Raw genomic sequence first — 19,403 nt, 5'->3', positions numbered from 1 at the left:
CCCGTGCCTTGATCTACCTCGGGTCGCGTGACGCGCCCGGTCGCGTTCTGGGCGTAGTGCGAGGCTCCCGCTTGAGTCGAACCGCGGTGTCGCCGAGCGTCACTGGATGGTCGTTGTCGCAGGTGATCTCGGTCTTGATGGGGGAGCCGCACTGTTTGTGGATCAGCTCGACGCCGGTGTGGTGGTCGTCGTCGAGGAGCTCGCCCCATTCGATCATCGAGACCAGGACGGGGAACAGGCGGCTGCCGAGGTCGGTCAGGACGTACTCCTGGCGTGTTCGTGAGCCTGGGTCCCGATACGGGCGGCGGGTGAGCACTCCGTGTGTGACGAGCTCTTTGAGGCGCCCCGCCGCGACGGCCTCGCTGAGGCCTGATCGATTGACGAGGTCCTCGAACCGTGTCGCGCCCAAGAAGACCTCGCGGAGCAGCACAAGGGCAGAACGTGTGCCGATCAGGGCGAGAGAGCGCTCCATGCGGCACATGCCCTCGGCGGTCCAGGCGTCGCGGTCGGCGAACGCGCCTTGTCGTTCGATGACCGCGACGGACTCAGTGGCCGAGGTGACCGTTTCGTTGACCATGGAAACCATTGTAGACCTGGCTTGGCATCACCAAAGCCAGAGGATAGGCTCCTGCCTATGCCTTCCAATAGTCAGGTGTCCGACATCGGGAGCTCCGCCCTGGACGGCCCTGCCTCGCGGCGCCGGTGGATCGGTGTTGCGGTCGTTTGCATCGGCGTGATGATGTCGTTCGTCAACGTCTCCTCCACGATCTCGGCACTGTCCTTCATCCAGGAGGATCTGCACATCTCGGGACCGACGCTGATCTGGGTGTCGAGTGCCTTCCCGCTGGTGATGGTGAGCCTGCTCATGTCCGCGGGAACGTTCGGCGAGCTGTACGGTCGTCGCCGCACCTACTTCGCCGGAGTCGTCCTTGTCGGGATCGGGAGCCTGATTGCCTTCCTCGCCGGCAACGCCGGCGTCTTGATCACAGGGCAGGCCGTGATGGGCGTGGGTGCCGCCGCGGCCATGCCGACGGGACTATCGATCGTCAGCAACACCTTTCCCGACCAACATGAGAGGGTCCGGGCGATCGGCGTGTGGGCGAGCACGGCCGGCATCGGGCTGGCAGTCGGCCCCCTGATCTCCGGGGCGCTCTTGGACACCTTCTCCTGGCACAGTGCGTACTTGATCAACGTGGTCCTCGCGCTGGTCGGGGCAGTACTCGTCCCCGTCTTCATCGATGAAGGCAAGCATCCCAGCCGCAGACTGGACCCGGTCGGCGTCGTGCTCGGCACTGTCACCGCCGCTGCGTTGGCGTTCGCGATCATCGAGGGCGGCTCGCGTGGCTTTGCGACCGCGCCCAGCATCGCTGCTTACGTGCTCCTGGCGGTCAGTCTTCCCGCGTTCGTCGCCGTCGAGCTGCGGCACCGCGACCCGATGCTCGACCTCCGGTTGTTCCGCAGCCCTTCCTACACAGCCATCCAACTTGCTGCAGGTTCGGCAATGTTCGGCTTCGTCGGGATCGCCTTGTTGGCGATTCTCTACCTCCAGCGAGTCGCGCACCTGGACGCGTTGAGCACCGGCGTCCACATGCTTCCGTGGATGTTGAGCTACGTTGTGGTGAGCGCAGTTGCAGCGCGCGTGGTTCGAGCCCTGGGGTTCGCCGCGACTCTCACCGCCGGCCTGGTGCTCATGGGCGTGGGTTCGCTTGCGTTGCTTCGCGTGGGCGTCGTCGATGGGTACGACGCGATGTGGCCCGCCATCCTCTCCCTCGGAATCGGATCTGCACTCCTTGTCGGGCCTTCCACGGCGGCCGCTGTCAACAGCGTCTCCTCCCTGCAGGCAGGCATGGCCTCTGCCACGGTCAACACGTTTCGCCAGTTCGGGTCGATGCTCGGGGTCAGCGTCCTCGGGACTCTCGTGACGACTCAGTTTCCCCAGAACCTGACCAGGGACCTCGCCGGCGCCGGCCTCGGCCCGGGTGTCGCACGCGACATTGTCGACGCAGCCTCTCAAGGCACCGGTCTTGAGGTTTCGGCCGCGCTCCGACCTCTCCTGGATCAGGCCGTTCCGGAGGCATTCACCAACGCGCTGCATCTCGGCTTCGCCGTCGGCGGGGTCGCGCTGCTGGTCGCGGCGATCCCCACGGCCATCTTCGTACGTCAGCGTTGACCCGCAACTGGTCTGGCGCCAGGCATGAACACTGAGCTCAACAACGCTGGCGCTCTTGACCGTCCAGCGTGATCGGCGATCAGACCACTTCTCGCGAGCCTTTCGAGACCAACTACTGGGGTGTGCCCCAGCCGTGTCCGATGCGTTCTCGTCCTTCATCTGGTTGGGGTGAAGCCTGGCGGGCTCCACCCCAACCAGCAGACGATCAGATCCGCTCGAGAGCCTGATCGATGGCGGCCTGGGTCTTGTCGAACACCTGCTGTACGCCCTGGCCGACAGGCAGCGCACGTAGCTCGTCGGAAATAATCTCCACGCCCCAGCCGCCCTCCCAGCCGGCCTTGAGCATTGCGGCGATGAACCCCGCGGTGTCGAGCGCGCCGTCGCCGGGCATGCGGCGGTTGTTGATCGTGTCGTCCCAGAGGCTCCCCTTGACCTCCGCGTCCGCGTCGTCGAGCTCGACGACAAAGACATGGTCCATGGGCAGGAGCGTCGGCAGGTCCGCGTACGAGGTACCGGCGCGGCCGACATGCCAGGTGTCGACGACGAGGCCGCCGTGCGCGTTGCCGACCTCGGTCACCAGTTTGGCGCCTTCGGCGATGGTGCGGATGTTGGCCATCGGCATCGGCTCCAAGGCAACGCGGACTCCGTGCTTGCCGGCGTCGGTCGCCAGTGCATCGAAGGACTCGGCGAACGCGCCGAGGTCGATCGGGTTGTCCTCGCCAAACGCCTGGAGGCCGGCGCCAACCTTGATGGTCGTGGTTCCGAGGGTGGCTGCGGCATCGAAGAGGTCGTTGCGGACCCGGTCGGACTCACGGCGCAGGTCGCCGTCGGTCCACCAGTTCGAGATGAACTCCAGCTGCACCTCGGAGATGCCGTGATCATCCAGCATCGAACGCAGGCTCCGGAGGCCGATCGACTCCCGGATCTTGACGACGTCCGCGTGGACGATCCCGACACCCTTCCAGCCGGCTGCAGCCACGGCGGCTACGCGGTCGGCGATCGGGATGGGGCTCGACTCGTCGTCACGGGCCGGGGCGGTATCTCCTGCCCAAGTCCAACAGGTGGCGAGTAGGTCTCGGTTCATGTGGCAGCTGCCTTTCTTGTTGTGCAAGCGCTCGCACCAGAGTAAGCCTCAAGCGAGCAGATTCCAAGGCGCCTTGCGTTCGCGGCGACAGTGCGAGCTCGTCCAGGCATCTGGAGCGATCTCAAAGTTTTGCCTTGTAGAAGGCCGGGTCGCACGACATTTCACCTCGCATCCCCTTGACATCAAAGCGTGACGGGAGTCACTCTTGCAATGCAAGCGGTTGCGGCAAATCGCTCAACCCTTGCAGTACGCATCTCGGGCACCTGAAACGAAGCCCAGCCATTGAAGCGGCCGGGACTCCAAACGAAATCGCGGCGTAGAGCCGCCTCAAACACCCCGAAGGCAGTGCTCATGAAGTTCTTCTCGCCCTCCGCAGGACGACGGCTCGCCGTGGCCGCCACGGGCATCCTGGCGCTCTCAGCACTGAGCGCTTGCGGCAGCGACTCCGGCGGCGATTCCGGCGACGGCTTGCAGGTTGGCTTCTCCGCTGCCGTGCTCGACAACCCGTTCACGGTTCACCTCGTCGACACCGTCGAGGCCGGCGGGAAAGACGCCGGCTTCGCGATGCTGCCGACCGCGAACGCCGACGGTGACACCGCGAAACAGATCACCGACATCCAGACCCTGGTCACCCAGGGAGCAAAGGGCATCTTCGTCATCCCTCGGGACTCCGACGCGATCGTGCCCGGCGTCGAGGCAGCGAACAACGCCAACGTCCCGGTCATCACCGTCGACACCGCAGCCAACGGCGGCGACATCTACATGAACATCCGAGCCGACAACGTAGCGATGGGCAAGAGCGTCTGTGAGCAGATGGGCAAGTCGCTCGGCGGGAAGGGCACCATCCTCGAGATCCAGGGTGATCTGGGCACAAGCTCCGGCGCTGATCGGAACCAAGGCTTCTCAGAGTGCATGTCGGAGAAGTATCCCGACATCAAGATCATCGCTCGACCCACGGGGTGGGAAAGCGCCAAGGCCGGCGATGTGGCACAGGCAGTGCTGAGCACGAACGACATCGATGGAGTCTTCCTCGCCAGCGACTCTGTGATGCTCGAGGCGGTATCGGCAGTCATGAAGAACCTTGGTCAGTGGGTGCCAGCCGGGGACGACAAGCACAAGGTCGTGGTCGGCATCGACGGGTCAGGTCCCGCGCTCGATGCGATCCGCGACGGCTACCTGGATGCGACGATCTCCCAGCCGATCAACGACTACGCCAAGTTCGGTGTCGAGTACATGCAGGACGCGGTCGACGGCGTCGAATACAAGGCCGGTCCGACCGATCACAACAGCGAGATCGTCGAGTATAAGGGCAACCTGGCCGACATGCTGCCGTCGCCCGTAGTCACGCGCGAGAACGTCGACGACAAGTCCCTCTGGGGAAATGCAGAGGGGGGCAAGTAGGAGGCAGCCTCCCGGTTCTCGGGTCATCAGATCGAAACCAAGCAAGTATCGAAAGGCAGTGGACGTGACTGACCACACCGATTTCGCGATCTCGGTCGCCGGGGTCACAAAGTCGTTCGGCCCAACCCGTGCCCTCGATGGGGTGAACCTCCAGGTCAGGACAGGGGAGTCGCACGCCCTGCTCGGCCGAAATGGCGCCGGCAAATCCACGCTCATCAGCGTGCTCACGGGCTTGGTCACGCCCGACAGTGGTTCGGTGGAGATCCGTGGCTCGGCCAGCGGCGAGACCGATCTACCTGGCTCCTCCAACGTGGCGTGCGTCTATCAGCAGAGCACGTTGGTCACCGGCTTGACCGTCGCGGAGAACATCAGTCTCGGCGCATATCCCACCAAGCCCTTCGGTCGGGTGGACTGGCCCGAGATGCGACGCATCGCCGCTGACCAGCTCCGAGAGTGGGGCTACGAGCACATCGTCGATGAGCGGGTCGAGGACCTCGAGCCGCTGGAGAAGAAGGTCGTCGAGGTCTGCAGGGCGCTAGCGCGGGGCGCACGAATTCTGCTGCTCGACGAGCCAACGGCCGGCCTCGACGACGGTGCTTGCAACGAACTCTTCGCGCAGATCAACAGGGCGCGCGAGCGTGGAGTCACGGTCATCTACGTCTCGCACCACCTCGATGAGATCTTCAAAGTTTGTGACGCGATCACCATCCTCCGCGACGGGCGCGATGTTCTGGAAGCCAGAGTCGATGACTTCACCGTGGAGGGCATCGTCGATGTCCTCGCAGGCGGTGACGGCCAGACCGTGGCCAGCAAGCTGGCGGACCTCGGGGAGCAAGAGATTGAGCGCCGGGTGGGCGACCCGGTCCTCGAAGCCACCGAAATCGACATCGGGGCGGTGGTGCGGAAGGTCTCCCTCACCGTTCGGGCTGGCGAGTCCGTAGGACTCACTGGTCTTGAAGGTGCTGGACATATTCAACTCGCCCAAGCCATCGTCGGGCAGATCGGCCGAGACGGCGTCGTAACCGTCGACGGTGTGCGCGTTCCCCCTGGAAGTATCCGAGTCGGGATCCGCGCCGGACTTGGCTACGTCCCCGAAGACCGCCACCACAACGGGTTCGCACCTGACATGTCGATCGAGGAAAACGCGACCCTCACCGTTCTCGACGACCTGCGGTCATGGTCCCGCCTCATCAGCAAAAGGCAACGGCGCGAGCGCTTCGATGTCCTCTCGGCCGCTTGGAGCATCAAAGCTGCCAGTCGGCAGCAGGCGATCTCCGAACTCTCAGGCGGAAACCAACAGAAGGTCGTCCTCGCCAGGGGCCTCGCAGCCGACCCGAAGGTTCTGGTGCTCATCCACCCCACCGCCGGCGTAGACGTCACCGCCAAAGAGTCCATCTACACGTCGATTCGGTCCCTCCAGAAGCAAGGATGCGCCGTCCTGATCGTCAGTTCCGACGATGACGACCTCGCCATCTGCGACCGAACGGCCGTGATGTACCGCGGCAGGCTGCACGCCGAGCTCGCCCGCGGCTGGGACGAACGGGACCTCGTTGCCGCAATCCAAGGTTCGGAGGCTCAGCCAGCATGACCATCGACAACAGATCGGCCGCCGGCCCTGTATCGGCACCAATGCACTCGACTCAGAAAGCCAACAGCGTGTCCGCACCAGCAACTGAAGAGGCCGTCTCAATCGCCTCGGAACGAAAGTTCAACCTCGGCGGCGCGGCTCGTGAGCTCGCCCTGCTCCCGGCAATCGCGGCAACGATCGTCCTCGGATCGTTCCTCTCGCCGTTCTTCCTGACCGTCAACAACCTTGTCAACAACGTGCTGGTGACCTCAGCAGTGCTCGGCATGGTCGTTCTCGCCGAGGCGGTGATCCTCATCGCCGGCAAGTTCGATCTCTCGCTGGAGTCGATCGTCGGCCTGGCACCCATGTTCGCTGTGTGGCTCGTCCTCCCGTCAGCGGCCGGCGGTGGGGGATTCGAATTCTCGCCGTGGGTCGCGATCCCGGCCATGTTCTTACTCGCAGCAGCGATCGGCCTCTTCAACGGCGCGATCGTCTCTTATCTGAAGCTCAACGCCTTCATCGTGACCCTGGCGACTCTGATCTTGATGCGCGGTGTCACTGTTGGCCTTGCTGGAGGCCAAACCCTGTCGGGCCTGCCTGACGCATTCAAGTTCCTCGGCACCGCCAAACCGCTCGGCCTCTCCATCCAGGTCTGGATCTTCGTCGGCGCTTTCGTCCTCGCCGCCGCATTCATGAAGCACCACCCCACTGGGCGCCGCCTCTACGCCCTGGGCGGCAATGAAGCAGCCGCAGCCGCAGCGGGCATCCGAACGCGGCGCTTGACGATCGGGGCGTTCGTGTTCGGCGCACTGATCGCCGCGTTCGCCGGCCTCATGCTGACCGGACGCATCGCCTCGGTCGCCTCCAACCAGGGCGAGAACCTGATCTTCACGGTGTTCGCGGCGGCCGTCATCGGTGGCATCAGTCTCGAAGGCGGCAAGGGAAGCATGTTCGGAGCCATGAGCGGCGTCGTCCTCCTAGGCCTGATCCAGAACCTGCTTGTCCTCTCCCAGGTCAAGTCCTACTGGATCGAAGCCTTCTACGGCGGGATCATCCTCGCCGCCCTGGTCCTCAACTACGTCGTCAGCAAGGCCAGGACCCGAGCCCAGGCCTGATGCTGGGCTGCCAGCGCCCGGCAGAACGAAGTCGACACTCCCGCTGGCGGAGCGGAACCGCATCACCGCCACGACTTGATCCGCCGCGACGCCACCAATGCCGAAGGAAGACCGCATGCGTCTCAAAGGAAAGACAGCCATCATCACGGGCGCTGCCCGCGGCATCGGCCGAGCCAGCGCCGAACTCTTCGCGACAGAAGGAGCACACGTCTACGCGGCCGACATCGATTTGTCGGACACGCCGGACATCGACAACATCACCTGGATCCAGCATGACGTCACAGATCTCGGGAGCTGGGAGACGCTCGTTGCCCGCGTCGTGGCCGAGAGCGACCGCGTCGACATTCTGCTCAACAACGCTGGAACCGTCGGAAGCTACGAGCCGATCGACACGATCCCACTCGAAGCATGGGACCGCGTCATCCAACTCAATCAGACTGGGCCCTTCCTCGGTATGCGAGCCGTGATCCCTGTCATGCGCGCCGCCGGTGCGGGCTCGATCATCAACGTCTCCTCGATCTGGGGTATCGCTGGAGCCGCCGGCGTGGCGGCCTACACTGCGAGCAAAGGCGCCATCCGACTGATGAGCAAGAACGCGGCGCTCAGCTACGTCGATGACGGCATCAGGGTCAATTCCCTGCACCCGGGCATCATCGAGACCCCGATGATCGAGGCCCAGGACGAATCCATCACGGCCGGTGTCGTTGGCGCGACCCCCATGAAGCGCCTGGGACGTCCGCTCGAGATCGCCTATGGCGCGCTCTTCCTCGCCAGTGATGAGTCGAGCTACATGACAGGAGCGGAACTCGTCATTGATGGCGGGTACACCGTCCCCTAGCAGCGTCATCGATGCCAGGTTGGCGGCGTCTCCTTCAGCCACTGAGCAGAGGTGCCCTGCTGGTTTGCGAGTATCAAGATACTCATGTAGTATCTACATATGCCCGGCGCGAACACCCAATTCTCGATCGCTGTCCACGTGCTGGCGGCGATCGCACACCACGAGGGAACCTTCACGTCGGAGCAACTGGCGGGCAGCGTGAATGCGAACCCTATTTTCATCAAAAGAATCCTGGTCAAGCTCTCGAAGGCGAAGCTGGTCAATTCGACTGTTGGCAAGTCGGGCGGCTATGCCTTGGCTCGAAGTCCGGAGAGCATTTCTCTCTTGGACATCTACTCTGCCGTCATTCCACCAGAACCGTTTGCTATCCACACCTATCCCGAAAACGGGGACTGTGTCGTGAGCCGCAACATCAAGCAAGTCATGAGCGACCTGCGGGCTGAGGCTACGGAGGTCCTCGAGGGGGAGCTGCGGCGGACATCACTGGCGGACGTGGTGCTCCGAATCAGGGCTAGGTCTGTCTAGCTTCATCACCTGGATGACCAAGCTCAGGGCCGGGTGGGTCTCTTTTTATCTCAATTAGATACGTTTATAGTACCTAATATTCAAAGGAAGGAACACAAAATGGCAAGGAAGACAAAGACTCCTATGAGCGCTGACAGCGCCGGAGCAAAGCGGGGCACGGACGCGCCCACGGCCGTCCTCATCGGGGTCACTGGAGGATTTGGGCACGCATTGGCCAAGCTCCTCGCTGACGAGGGCTTTCGGCTGGTGCTCGCGGCACGGAGCGAGAACGATGCTGCGGCGCTGACCGGCCGGAACGACGGTTCGTCGATCTACGTGCGCACCGACGTCTCCGATCCGGCGAGCCTCGAAAAGCTGGTGGCCTCATCCTTTGATCACCTCGGCCGGATCGATGCGGTGGTCAATCTCGCGGGCATCTCACCGCGCAAAGCCATGGAGGAATACACGCCGGCCGACGTCGACTCGCTACTCGCGGTGAACGTGAAGGGGCCCATCTTCGTGACCCAGGCATTCCTCCCCGGGCTGCGCAAGCAGACCGGCGACAGCATCGTCGTCCACCTCGGCGGCGCCATGGATGGCCGCGTGGGCCTCCCGTTCATGAGCGCTTATGCGGCGACCCGCGGCGCACTGGCCGGCTACGTGCAAGCCTCCAACCGTGAGCTGGCCGGGACCAACGTGATGCTTTCGTTCTTCGGGCCTGCGCCAGCCAACACGGAGTCGGAGTCCGCATTCTTCGACATGTGGCGCGAGATGGGCGTCACCCTCGTAGAGCCCGAGGCAGTGGCACGCGAAATCCTCACAACGATCCGTAAGCGGCAGCGAGTCCATGTCATGGGCGGCCCGATGCTCAGGATGATGTCCGCCGTGAATGCCGTATCGACGTCTGCTGCCGACGCGATCGGTCTGCGGCGATTCTCGAAGCTCGTCAAGCAGCATCATCCCCGCTGATCTTTCACTCGGCACGCCTCGCGCGCTAGACCGCCCCGAGATCTTGCCAGCGTGCGCTGTGCGTCAATCAGAACGCGCATCGCACGCTGGCCTGATCGCCGAAGGTCAAAATCCTTCCTCCGGCGACGGGCATTCACCCGACCAGATCAGACGATGTTGCCGATCGATCCGCCGTCGACGCCATACACGCTGGAGGTCACGTACGAGGCGAGATCGGAGGCGAGGAACACGACGACGTTGGCGACCTCCTGGGGCTGGCCGATTCGAGCCAGCGGAAGATTGCGTGCCTTCATCTCCGCTTCGATCGACTCCTCGCGGGGAACGTCGTGGATCGCGGCGAAGGTGTCGGCAAGCCCGCCGGGCATCGACCACATCGGTGACATCGTTGCCCCTGCTGCGACCGCGTTGACGCGGATGCGGGGTCCTTCGGACTTCGCGAGCGAGGTGGTGAAGGAGAGGACTGCTGCCTTCGATGCGGCGTAGTCAGGGCCGCCGACGATGGGCTGGCGCCCGAGGTCTGAGGCATTGTTGATGATGACGCCGGAACCGGCTGCCCGCATGCGCGGTAACAGATGCGTGGCCGCGCGCACCTGGCTGAGGAAGTTCAGTTGCAGGGTGTCGACCCAGTCCTGGTCGGTGAGGGTGTCGAAGAGACCGAGGCTGCCGGCACCGACATTGTTGAAGAGCACGTCGACATGGCCGTCGTAGGGGGCGAGCGCCGCGTCCAGACCGGAGGTCATGCCCTCGAGCGTGCTGAGATCGGCGACGGCGTGGCTCACCTGGGTGGGGGCCAGTTGTTCAGCGAGGGCGATCAGCCCGCCCTCGTCACGATCGAGAAGTGCTAGCCGTGCCCCCTCCGCTGCGAAGGCCCTGGCGCTGGCCGCGCCGATCCCGGAGGCAGCGCCGGTGATGACGACGATCTTGTCGTTGAGTCCTGTATCCATGATGTGGGAGCCTCTCCTGCTCGTCGTGATTCACAGTTCGGGTTGCGATGTCGAGGATCCGTCGGATTCGTCGGGCGCGAGCATCACCTTGACGTTGGTGGCGGTGTCCTGGGCGGCGGCGAGCGCTTCGACGCCGCGGGAGAGCGGGAAGATCTCCGACACGATCGACGAGAGATCGAGCCCGCTGTTGCGTACGAAGCGGATTGCTGTGGGCCAGATCGAAGCCGGGGCGCCGACGGAGGTGCGGACCACGAGGTCACGCTCTTGGATCAGGCCGAGCCTAGCGGGCACGGCCGTCGGACGGGAGACACCCATCAGCAGAACCCGGCCACCGTTGTCGGCGCTCTCGAGCGCGTTGGCCTGGGCAAACGGGTTCCCGGACGCCTCGACGACGAGGTCTGCGTGGGGTCGACCGGTAGCGGTGGCGGCAAGGTCGGGTACGTCACCGTCGGTTGGGTCAAGGGCCGCGATCGCGCCCAGCTCGAGGGCACGCTTGCGTCGGACCTCGCTCGGGTCGAACACGACGACCTGGGCGCCGGCGTGGTGACTCTGCAGGAGCGCGTTCAGACCGATGGCGCCGAGGCCATGGATGTGTACGGTGTCGGCGGCGTTCACCCCTCCGGTGCTGGTGAGGCCCTGGAGGACGCAGGCGAACGGTTCGATGACGGCCGCGCTGAGCATGCTGGTGTTGTCAGGGACATGGAAGCACAGGGACGCGGGAACGGTGAAGCGCTCGGCGGCTGCGCCGTCGTGGGTGACGCCGAACCAGTCGTTGCCGCCGAGGTGTCCGTGTCCGAGCACGCGATCGCCGGGCTGGAAACGTGTCACCTCGGCTCCGACGGCCTCGACAGTTCCGGACCACTCGTGGCCGAGCGAGTGTGGGTAGTTGATCCGGAATGTGTCCGGCATCCGTCCATGCAGGATCTCCGCGTCGGTTCCGCAGATTCCCACGTAGCTCATCCGTACGGTGATGTCTCCGGGTCCCATCGGCTCTGCCTGCCGATCGTGGACGTAAGGGGTGATGACGCCGTCGACCTTGCGGACGCTGAGGGTCGTCGACCCCAGGGCACCAGTCATTGCATTCACGGGGTCTCCTCTGTGGCGATGTCGGGAAGGGCAGCGCCGGCGTACGCGGCCTCGAGCAGGATCGTCAGGTCGCGCTTGCTGACCGGTCGTGGATTGCTGTATGGCGCGTCGGCTGCCTGGCGGACCACCTCGCCGATGCCGTGCTCGGGCATGCCGATCGCCGCAAGCGAATCCGGTACGCCCAGCTGCAGTGCGGTCTCCCTGACCAGGCGTGCAGGAGACGGTGAGCCGGTGGCCCGCACCAGCGCAGCCTGGGCATCGGGCGCTGCCGGCAGGTTGAAGGCCATGACGTAGGGCAGCACCACCGCGTGGGTCTCGGCATGCGGCAGGTCGAAGGTGCCGCCGAGGATGTGGCAGAGCTTGTGATGGAGCCCCATGGTCGTGGCACCGAGGACTGCACCGCACAGCCACGCTGCGTACAGGGCCTCGGACCTGCCGTCGAGGTCTGTCGGGTCCGATGCGACGGACGGCAGAGATCGCAGCATGGTGGCCACGCCTTCGGCTGCCATCAGAGACAGCATCGGGGATGTGTCCGGGGCGTACAGGCCTTCTACGGCGTGCGCTACGGCGTTGATCCCGCTGGTCACCGACACGGCTACCGGGAGGCCCACGGTGAGGGTGGGGTCGTACACCACGGCGCGGGGCAGGACTCGAGGGTCGCGACCGGTCCGCTTGACCGAGTTTTCGGTGAGACCCCAGATAGGGGTCATCTCGGAGCCGGCATAGGTGGTGGGAACGGCGATGATCGGCAGGTCGGACTCCAGTGCGATCGCCTTCCCGAGGCCAGTGGTCGATCCTCCGCCGACGCAGACGACCGCGTCGGCGCCGACGTCGGCGATGTGGGCGCGTGCAGCGCGTGCAGCGTCGGCAGGGACGTGCATGACCGCCCGGGGGTAGACGCCGCCACCGGCAGCCCCGAGGATCGCGTTGACTCGTTCCCCGAGCGCCACCTGTTCGGGCGTGGTGACCACGACGGCCTTCGTTCCGCCGACGGCTGCCAGCTCCTCGGGCAGCGACTCGACGGCATGTTCGGCGAACCGGACTCGCATCGGGAGCGCTTCGTAGAGGAAGGGTCGCATCAGCGCGCGGCCTCCTCGTCATCGCGGTGGAGCGTGATGTCGATCTGGGCTTCCACGAAATCGCCCTCGACCCCACACGGGTTGGCGACGCCCGCCGTACGCGGGACGAAGTCGCGGACCAGTGAGCTCTTGACCGCGAACACCGCGTCGGAGTCGAGGTAATCGGTGCCGTTTACGAAGATGTGCGTCGTGAGCTCTCGGTGAGCGGGCGCCGTGACGATGAAGTGGATGTGAGCTGGACGGTACGCATGGCGTCCGGTGGCGGCGAGCAGCTCACCGACGGGCCCGTCGGTCGGAATCGGGTAGTGCGCCGGGACGATCGACTCGAAGTAGAAGCGGCCCTGGTCGTCCGCAGTGAAAAGGCCACGGCCGTTCCCCTGCGGCTGGAGATCCGGCTGCTGTACGTCGTAGAACCCTTGGGCATCGGCCTGCCAGACGTCCACGCGAGCATGCGGCACCGGGCGGCCCTGTTCATCGCGGATGGTGCCGTGGATGACGCACTTCTGGCCGGTGCTGGCAGGCGAGATGTTCGCGCCCAGCTCTCGAACGGGTGAATCGACCATGTGGAACGGGCCAAGGACTGTGGAGTCGGTGGCGTCGGGAAGCTCGACGTCGTTGAGGGTCTCGACCTGCATCGACAGACCCAGTACGTCTGAGAGGAGGATGAACTCCTGACGCACGGCGTCGCACTTCTGCCCGGTCCGGGTGAGGAAATCGATGGCGCTCTCCCACTCCTCGAAGGTGAGGCCGACCTCGGTGACAAAGGAGTGCGCGTGCCGCGTGAGGCTCTGGAGGATCTCCTTGAGACGGGGATCTGTGGTCTGCTCGAAGCTCGCCACGACGGTGTCGACGAGGGTCTCGGAGGATGTCGTAGTGGTGGTCATCGCGGTGCTCCTGTCGGACGCGGGGTGGGCTGGTAGGCGAGCAGTAGCCACCGTGATCCCTCTTTGATCCATACGGCGATACACGTGTTGTCGATCGTCTTCTGCTTGCCCCCGACGGTGAGGTGGGCGCGCATCTCACCGACGACGACGGCGGTGTCTCCGGTCAGCACGATCTCGGTGATCGGATGCTCGATGTTGTGGTAGTCGAGGTCGCCGTTGACCAGCGTGCTGAGGTACTCCTCGAGGGTGTCTCGGCGGCCATCGGAGTGGGCGTAGGTGAGGCTTGGGTGAGCAATTGCGCGGAAGGCGTCAGCGTCTGCGGTGAGGGCGGCCGCATAGCGGGCTTCTTCGGCCGCGACGATGCTCGCGTGGTCGGTGTCGCTGGTGGTCTGGGACATGCGTGTTTCTCCTGAGGTTGCGTCGCGTGGGCGGTGACGGTCAGGCGCTGGAGCCTTCGGCTCCGGTGCGGAAGTCGAAGCCGGTGGTGAGCCCGCCATCGGCGGTGACTGTGGTCCCGAGCAGCGCTGAGGAGGCTGGGCTCAGCAGATACAACGCTGCGTTGGCGACCTGGTCGACCCCGGTGATCCGGCCACGAGGCTGGCGGGCCTCGCGGGTCGCCAAGAACTTGTCAGGGTCACCTGCCGAGGCGAGGTGACGCTCGAACAGGCCGGCTCGCATAGGACCAGGCGCCAAGACGTTGAACTGCACCTTTGTGCGCGCATAGTCCAGTGTGATCGTACGAAGCGCGGCGCTGACCGCAGCCTTGCTGGAGGCGTACGCAGCCAGTTGCTGCTCACCGAAGTCGGCGTCGATGCTGCTGACCGCGACGACGGCGGCATGCGGGGCCTCGATCATCACCGGCAACAAGGTGCGCAGGGCGAGGATCTGGCCGAAGACGTTGGTCTCCCAGCTGTCGCGCCAGGTGCTGATGTCCTCATCCAGCAGAGTGCCCACCTTGAGGACAGCTGCGGAGCCGACGTAGCCGAGACTCGAATCGGGGTCGAGGAGGTCGCGTACCGTGTCCCAGGTGCTTTGTGCGCTGACGCTCCCTTGCACATGAACGTATCCATCTGGTGCATCTTCAGCGGCAGGGCCGACGTCGACACCGATCACGCGTACGCGGCAGTCCAGCAACTGTCGAGAGATCTCCTTGCCGAGGCCGCTGGCGGTGCCGGTGACGACCACGGTCTCGGGAAGCTCGACGGTCCAGTTCTTCACGATGTGTCTTCCTACTTTCCGACGGCCTGGTCGCAGCTGTCGATGTTGTTCTTGTCGATCGGACGCGGGGTCAGGTACTGGACGTTCTCGACTTGCTCCTCGGCGAGGATGGCGCTGGTCGCCTCGACGGCGAGGGCGGCGTCCTCGAACGGGTCCTGCAGGACGGTCGCGTACTGGGTGCCGTCAGTGATGGCGCGGTAGCCCTCGATCGAGCAGTTGTGCCCGACCATGACCAGCTTGGCGGGGTCGATTCCTTGACGTCGCGCCGCCACCAGTGCGCCAGCCATCATGTTGTCGGCCTCGGAGTACATCCCGACGATGTTGTCGTTTCGGGTCTGGGTGAACAGAGCAGCCGAAGCCGACGTCGAGATGGTCTGGTCCCAGTTACCCGGTTGCGAGGCCACGACCTTGATCTTTGGTGCGCGCTCAGCCAGCTCGGCTTCGAAACCCTTGAGTCGATCGATGGTCGGCGGGGCGCCCAGTGGTCCGAGCAGCGCGACGACGTTGCCCGAGTCCCCATAGCCCTTGGCCTTGAAGCCCTCGACCATGGCGCGGGCCGCAGCGCGACCGTTCTCGATGTCGTTCGGGCCGGTGTAGGCGGTCCACAGGCTGGTGTCTTCGGTCTGCGGATAGGAGTTGGAGACCACGACCGGGATCCCGGAACGCTTGATCCGGACCAACGACGGAATGATCGCTCGTGAGTCGGCTGGCCAGACCACGATGGCGTCCGGATTCGTGCTGATCGCCTGGGTGACCTGCTGGGCCTGCTCTGCCGCGTTGAACTCGTTGACGACGACGCGCAGGTCGACGCCTTCCTCAGCCATCGCTTCCTTGAAGGCTTCGGTGTGCTTCGCGCAGTAGTCGCACGTCTGCGAGACGGTGAGCAGCACGACCTGCTTTCGGTTGTCGTCCTGCGTCTCAGCGGCGCCGCAACCGGCGGAGACACTGGCCAGCAGCACGAGGCAGAGCAGCGCCCCGAGGGCTCGGGTTCGTTCAAGCAATTGCATTCGGGGCCTCTTCCAGGGAATCGGAGACGCGGTTCACCAGTCGGGCGACGAGCCGGTCCAGTGGAGCCTCAAGCAGGAGGATGACGAGCAGGATCACGCCCGATACCAGCTGCACCGCGGCGGTGGCAGCACCGTGGAAGCTCAGCACGTTGCTGATCACGGAGAGCAGGAAGGCTCCGGCGACGACGCCGATGAGGCGGCCCTTCCCGCCGGTGAGGGCGACCCCGCCGATGATGGCGGCCGTTACCGCTTGCAGGAGGAAGTCCAGGTCACCACCGGGCTGACCGGCAGCCAGGGACAGGGCCTGCAAGGATCCGGCCACGCCGGCGAAGGTGGAGCTGATGACGAATACGCCGATCAGAGTGCGGCCGGTGGGGAGTCCGGAGACCCGTGCTCTGTCGATGTCGCTGCCGATAGCGCGTACGTTCATGCCGAACCACGTCCGGGAAAGTGTGAGCAGCAGCAGGATGGTGAGTGCCAGCGCCACGATGCTGCGTGGCGAGAGAACGGCCGCGACCGGGTCGTCGAGCCAGAGGCCGAACTGATAGTTCGACATCGTGACGACGTCGCCACCTGTCACCCAGTAGCCCATCCCGGTGGTTGCCACCAGGGTGCCCACGGTGACGGCGAGCGATGGGATGGCGAACCGCCAGGTGAGGTAACCGTTCAGCGCCCCAACGAGCGCACAGACGAGGATGGCCACGACGATCCCTACGGCGATCCCCGAACTCTGTCCGATCTTGACCGCAATGAGCCCGGCCAGCGGTATCACCCCGGCGATGGACAGATCGAACTCGCCGGCGAGCATCACGGCAGCGAGACCGCACGCCACCAGCGCCAGGGTCGAGAAGCTCTGACCGAGAGCGAACAAGTTGCCGGAGTTCGTGTAGCCCGGTGTCGTGCCGATGGCGATGAGCAGCGCGACGAGCGCGGCGCCCGCGGCCAGCCACGTACGAATGTTCCAGTAGACGTTGATCATGGTTTACCGCCTTCCCGCTGCAGCGGGCTTCGCGCTGGCTCCCGTGACGACCACGGCGACGAGCACCAAGACGCCCTGGAAGATCAGCTGGTCTTCGTAGGAGAGCCCCATCAGGACGAGCATGTTGGCCAAGAGCCCGACGAGGAACGCGCCGACGGCGGCGTTGACCGGGTTCCCCAGTCCGCCTTTGACGCTGATCCCGCCGACGACGACGGCGACGATGGCGTCGAAGCCGTAGCTTGCTCCCAGGGTGAGGTTGCCCTGGCCGGACTCCGCGGCCAACAGCGCGCCAGCCAGGGCCGCAAGGGTCCCGGAGATGATGAATGCCGCGACCACGCGTGGCCAGGATCGCAGCCCCGCGACCGCGGCGGCCTTTTCGTTGAGCCCGATCAGGGTGATCGTGCGGCCCAGGTTGGTGTAGCGGTAGAGCAGTGCCGCCGCGGCGGTTACTGCGAAGAACACGAGGACCTCGAGTGGCAACGTGCCGAAGAGCATCGTCGCGAACACCGAGGCGTCGCCTTCGCCCGTGATGTTGAGCCCGCCGGTCACCAGCTGGGCAACGCCCAGAATGATCGCCGAGGCTGCGATGGTGGTGACGATGGGGTTGGTGTGCGCCAGCCCCACCAGAACACCCTGGGCCAGGCCGGTGGCGGCACCGAAAGCAACCGCGAGCGCCATCGCGATCCAGGGTCCGAGGTGCAGGTTGGCCGCGAAGATGATCGCCGCGGTGGCGACCACCGCACTGAGCGACAGGGAGAAGATCCGGCCGGCCATGGTGATCAGGCTCAGCCCCACGGCGACGATGCCGACCAACGAGACGGAGAGCATCAATGCTCGGAGGTTGTTCGCCGAGGCGAATCCAGAGACGAAGATGCACGCGAGCACGAACAGGACCGCGGTCACCGCGCCGATCGCTCCCGGCCCGCTCATCGAACGGTGCGACGGGCGTTGAGACCTGGGGCGTCGAGGGACTGGGGTGGCCAGCACGGCGGAGTCGGACTGGGTGGTCATGCTGCGCCTCCATGGAGGATCTCGGCCAGCAGCTGTGCGTCTGTGATGCTGCCGGTGGGTCGATCTGCAACTACACGCCCGCGGAACATCGTGATCACGCGATCGCCGAGCTCGCGGAGCTCCACGATGTCGCTGGAGTAGACGATGACGGCGACGTTCTCGTGTGCGAGGGCGCGTACCGCTTTGTAGATCTCTGCTCGGGCTCCGATGTCGACGCCACGGGTGGGCTCGTTGAGAACCAGGACCTTGGGCAAGGTCGCGAGCGCCCGGGCGATGGCGATCTTCTGTTGGTTGCCTCCGCTCAGAGTGCCGACCGGGGTAGCAATTCGGTCAGGGTCGAAGGCCACCTTGGTCGCCAGCTCTCTGGCCAGTCGCCTCTCGCGGCGGCCGCTGATCACACCGCGACGCGACGTTCTCCGGAGCGCACCGGAGCTGATGTTTCCCGCAACCGGATAGTTCAGGAACACGCCCTCTACGGTGCGGTCGGCGGAGACGTACGCGATGCCGTCGGCCTGCGATGCGGGGCGGGAACCAACCCGAACGCGTTGCCCGTCGATGCTCACCGATCCGGTTGAGACGTTCGCCAGCCCCGCCAGTGCCCGGATCACCTGATCCGCGCCCGATCCGATCTGGCCGAAGAGAGTGAGGACCTCCCCGGCCCGGGCGGTGAACGTCACGTCTCCGAAATGGTGCGGGACAGTGAGGCCGGACACGGTGAGGTCGCGCCGTTCCTCGACTGCCGGCAGTCCTGCGATGGGTTGGGCGGACTCGGCGCTGTGCTCGTGGCCGAGCATCATCGTGACGACCTCGTCCATCGTGAACTCGGCTGTAGGCCCGGTAGCAACCACCTTCCCCGAGCGCATGACCGTGATCCGGTCAGCAAGTGTGAACACCTCACCGAGCCTGTGAGTGATGTAGACAATGCTGTGCCCCTGAGCGACGAGCTTGCGCACGACCTCGTGTACCCGCTCGATCTCGACGTCGGACAACGTCGCGGTGGGCTCGTCGAGGATCAGCACATTGGCATCGGCATAGAGCCCACGCGCGATCTCGAGCAGCTGGCGCTGCGCGAGGGGCAGCGCCTCGACCGGCATGTCCGGGTCGACACCTCCGAGACCAGCCGCTCCCAGTGCAGCGACCAAGCCCGGCTCAAGCGCCTTGTGATCGACAAGCAGGCCGCGGGCCGCACGGCGACTCAGCTCCATGTTCTCGCGCACCGACATCTCGGGCATTACCGAAAGCTCCTGGAAAACCATCGCGACGTCGAGCTCGCCGTCGCGGGAGCCCACCAGCTCGCCTTCGTCAGGTGCGTACACACCGGCGATGATCTTCATCAGCGTGCTCTTGCCAGCGCCGTTCTCCCCGAGCAGGGCATGCACCTCACCGCCGTAGAACTTCATCGAGACGTCGGTCAGTGCCTGCGTGCCACCGAAGGCCTTGCTGACCCCGGACACACGCATCAACGGGACGTCGTCAACCACGGTCTGTGACACATCCATCTCCTCAGTCGTCAGTGTGCGCTTCGTCACTGCAAGCGCTCGCATAAG

19 protein-coding genes are annotated in these 19,403 nt (G+C 65.1%); 7 read left to right on the top strand and 12 right to left on the bottom strand.

Features of this window, described 5'->3' with window-relative positions; translation table 11 throughout:
* Window positions 1-13: 13 nt before the first annotated feature.
* Complete coding sequence (locus OH802_RS20850) at window positions 14-577, bottom strand: winged helix-turn-helix transcriptional regulator (RefSeq protein ID WP_406021652.1); 564 nt, start codon at window positions 575-577, stop codon at window positions 14-16.
* Window positions 578-652: 75 nt separating this feature from the next.
* Between OH802_RS20850 and OH802_RS20845 the strand changes: the two genes are divergently transcribed.
* Window positions 653-2,170: an MFS transporter gene (locus tag OH802_RS20845; RefSeq protein WP_406021650.1), complete on the top strand. Its 1,518-nt coding sequence runs from the start codon at window positions 653-655 to the stop codon at window positions 2,168-2,170.
* Between the two features lie 205 nt (window positions 2,171-2,375).
* On the opposite strand, the gene OH802_RS20840 is transcribed toward OH802_RS20845, so the two are convergent.
* A complete protein-coding gene (locus OH802_RS20840) occupies window positions 2,376-3,254 on the bottom strand; it encodes a sugar phosphate isomerase/epimerase family protein (protein ID WP_406021648.1) in 879 nt (292 codons plus the stop codon).
* A gap of 390 nt (window positions 3,255-3,644) precedes the next feature.
* Here OH802_RS20840 and OH802_RS20835 point away from each other — a divergent pair, with 390 nt between their 5' ends.
* From OH802_RS20835 to OH802_RS20810, 6 genes are all read left to right on the top strand, one after another.
* Window positions 3,645-4,655 (top strand): sugar ABC transporter substrate-binding protein, encoded by a 1,011-nt coding sequence (locus OH802_RS20835; protein WP_406021646.1) that lies wholly within the window; start codon window positions 3,645-3,647, stop codon window positions 4,653-4,655.
* Window positions 4,656-4,719: 64 nt separating this feature from the next.
* Window positions 4,720-6,243, top strand: coding sequence for a sugar ABC transporter ATP-binding protein (locus OH802_RS20830; RefSeq protein ID WP_406021644.1), 1,524 nt, complete (start codon window positions 4,720-4,722; stop codon window positions 6,241-6,243).
* Complete coding sequence (locus OH802_RS20825; RefSeq protein ID WP_406021642.1) at window positions 6,240-7,337, top strand: ABC transporter permease; 1,098 nt, start codon at window positions 6,240-6,242, stop codon at window positions 7,335-7,337. The genes OH802_RS20830 and OH802_RS20825 overlap by 4 nt, the downstream gene beginning before the upstream one ends.
* 115 nt (window positions 7,338-7,452) lie before the next feature.
* Window positions 7,453-8,175: an SDR family NAD(P)-dependent oxidoreductase gene (locus OH802_RS20820; protein ID WP_406021641.1), complete on the top strand. Its 723-nt coding sequence runs from the start codon at window positions 7,453-7,455 to the stop codon at window positions 8,173-8,175.
* A 99-nt stretch (window positions 8,176-8,274) separates the two neighbouring features.
* Entirely contained in the window at window positions 8,275-8,700 is a 426-nt protein-coding gene (locus tag OH802_RS20815) for an RrF2 family transcriptional regulator (protein ID WP_406021639.1), read from the top strand.
* Window positions 8,701-8,910: 210 nt separating this feature from the next.
* Window positions 8,911-9,648, top strand: coding sequence for an SDR family NAD(P)-dependent oxidoreductase (locus tag OH802_RS20810; RefSeq protein ID WP_406021637.1), 738 nt, complete (start codon window positions 8,911-8,913; stop codon window positions 9,646-9,648).
* A 146-nt stretch (window positions 9,649-9,794) separates the two neighbouring features.
* On the opposite strand, the gene OH802_RS20805 is transcribed toward OH802_RS20810, so the two are convergent.
* From OH802_RS20805 to OH802_RS20760, 10 genes are read right to left on the bottom strand one after another with little or no spacing between them, the layout of a single operon-like run.
* Complete coding sequence (locus OH802_RS20805; protein WP_406021635.1) at window positions 9,795-10,592, bottom strand: SDR family NAD(P)-dependent oxidoreductase; 798 nt, start codon at window positions 10,590-10,592, stop codon at window positions 9,795-9,797.
* A gap of 30 nt (window positions 10,593-10,622) precedes the next feature.
* Window positions 10,623-11,669 (bottom strand): zinc-binding dehydrogenase, encoded by a 1,047-nt coding sequence (locus OH802_RS20800; RefSeq protein WP_406029370.1) that lies wholly within the window; start codon window positions 11,667-11,669, stop codon window positions 10,623-10,625.
* Between the two features lie 5 nt (window positions 11,670-11,674).
* A complete protein-coding gene (locus OH802_RS20795; RefSeq protein ID WP_406021633.1) occupies window positions 11,675-12,757 on the bottom strand; it encodes a maleylacetate reductase in 1,083 nt (360 codons plus the stop codon).
* Window positions 12,757-13,641: a dioxygenase gene (locus tag OH802_RS20790; protein ID WP_406021631.1), complete on the bottom strand. Its 885-nt coding sequence runs from the start codon at window positions 13,639-13,641 to the stop codon at window positions 12,757-12,759. The genes OH802_RS20795 and OH802_RS20790 overlap by 1 nt, the downstream gene beginning before the upstream one ends.
* The gene (locus tag OH802_RS20785) at window positions 13,638-14,039 is read right to left on the bottom strand and encodes a nuclear transport factor 2 family protein (protein ID WP_406021629.1); all 402 of its coding nucleotides are present in this window, start codon (window positions 14,037-14,039) and stop codon (window positions 13,638-13,640) included. The genes OH802_RS20790 and OH802_RS20785 overlap by 4 nt, the downstream gene beginning before the upstream one ends.
* Before the next feature lie 40 nt (window positions 14,040-14,079).
* Window positions 14,080-14,859, bottom strand: coding sequence for an SDR family NAD(P)-dependent oxidoreductase (locus OH802_RS20780; protein WP_406021627.1), 780 nt, complete (start codon window positions 14,857-14,859; stop codon window positions 14,080-14,082).
* An 11-nt stretch (window positions 14,860-14,870) separates the two neighbouring features.
* Window positions 14,871-15,866: a sugar ABC transporter substrate-binding protein gene (locus OH802_RS20775; protein ID WP_406021625.1), complete on the bottom strand. Its 996-nt coding sequence runs from the start codon at window positions 15,864-15,866 to the stop codon at window positions 14,871-14,873.
* Complete coding sequence (locus OH802_RS20770) at window positions 15,853-16,845, bottom strand: ABC transporter permease (protein ID WP_406021623.1); 993 nt, start codon at window positions 16,843-16,845, stop codon at window positions 15,853-15,855. Before OH802_RS20770 ends, OH802_RS20775 begins: the two co-directional genes overlap by 14 nt.
* A gap of 3 nt (window positions 16,846-16,848) precedes the next feature.
* Entirely contained in the window at window positions 16,849-17,856 is a 1,008-nt protein-coding gene (locus OH802_RS20765) for an ABC transporter permease (protein ID WP_406021621.1), read from the bottom strand.
* Window positions 17,853-19,256 (bottom strand): sugar ABC transporter ATP-binding protein, encoded by a 1,404-nt coding sequence (locus OH802_RS20760; RefSeq protein WP_406021619.1) that lies wholly within the window; start codon window positions 19,254-19,256, stop codon window positions 17,853-17,855. Before OH802_RS20760 ends, OH802_RS20765 begins: the two co-directional genes overlap by 4 nt.
* Between the last annotated feature and the right edge of the window lie 147 nt (window positions 19,257-19,403).

The organism is Nocardioides sp. NBC_00850 (assembly GCF_045207335.1).
In the GTDB taxonomy this organism is placed as follows: Bacteria; Actinomycetota; Actinomycetes; order Propionibacteriales; family Nocardioidaceae; genus Nocardioides.
Note: the sequence above shows the minus strand (reverse complement) of the source record. Positions and strands in the feature narration are given on the sequence as shown.

Excerpts from the sequence above, each read along its gene's own strand:
- OH802_RS20850 (WP_406021652.1), bottom strand. The coding sequence starts at position 577 with ATGGTCAACGAAACGGTCACCTCGGCCACTGAGTCCGTCGCGGTCATC.
- OH802_RS20840 (WP_406021648.1), bottom strand. The coding sequence starts at position 3,254 with ATGAACCGAGACCTACTCGCCACCTGTTGGACTTGGGCAGGAGATACC.
- OH802_RS20825 (WP_406021642.1), top strand. The coding sequence starts at position 6,240 with ATGACCATCGACAACAGATCGGCCGCCGGCCCTGTATCGGCACCAATG.
- OH802_RS20820 (WP_406021641.1), top strand. The coding sequence starts at position 7,453 with ATGCGTCTCAAAGGAAAGACAGCCATCATCACGGGCGCTGCCCGCGGC.
- OH802_RS20815 (WP_406021639.1), top strand. The coding sequence starts at position 8,275 with ATGCCCGGCGCGAACACCCAATTCTCGATCGCTGTCCACGTGCTGGCG.
- OH802_RS20805 (WP_406021635.1), bottom strand. The coding sequence starts at position 10,592 with ATGGATACAGGACTCAACGACAAGATCGTCGTCATCACCGGCGCTGCC.
- OH802_RS20800 (WP_406029370.1), bottom strand. The coding sequence starts at position 11,669 with ATGACTGGTGCCCTGGGGTCGACGACCCTCAGCGTCCGCAAGGTCGAC.
- OH802_RS20795 (WP_406021633.1), bottom strand. The coding sequence starts at position 12,757 with ATGCGACCCTTCCTCTACGAAGCGCTCCCGATGCGAGTCCGGTTCGCC.
- OH802_RS20790 (WP_406021631.1), bottom strand. The coding sequence starts at position 13,641 with ATGACCACCACTACGACATCCTCCGAGACCCTCGTCGACACCGTCGTG.
- OH802_RS20785 (WP_406021629.1), bottom strand. The coding sequence starts at position 14,039 with ATGTCCCAGACCACCAGCGACACCGACCACGCGAGCATCGTCGCGGCC.
- OH802_RS20775 (WP_406021625.1), bottom strand. The coding sequence starts at position 15,866 with ATGCAATTGCTTGAACGAACCCGAGCCCTCGGGGCGCTGCTCTGCCTC.
- OH802_RS20770 (WP_406021623.1), bottom strand. The coding sequence starts at position 16,845 with ATGATCAACGTCTACTGGAACATTCGTACGTGGCTGGCCGCGGGCGCC.
- OH802_RS20765 (WP_406021621.1), bottom strand. The coding sequence starts at position 17,856 with ATGACCACCCAGTCCGACTCCGCCGTGCTGGCCACCCCAGTCCCTCGA.
- OH802_RS20760 (WP_406021619.1), bottom strand. The coding sequence starts at position 19,256 with ATGAAGTTCTACGGCGGTGAGGTGCATGCCCTGCTCGGGGAGAACGGC.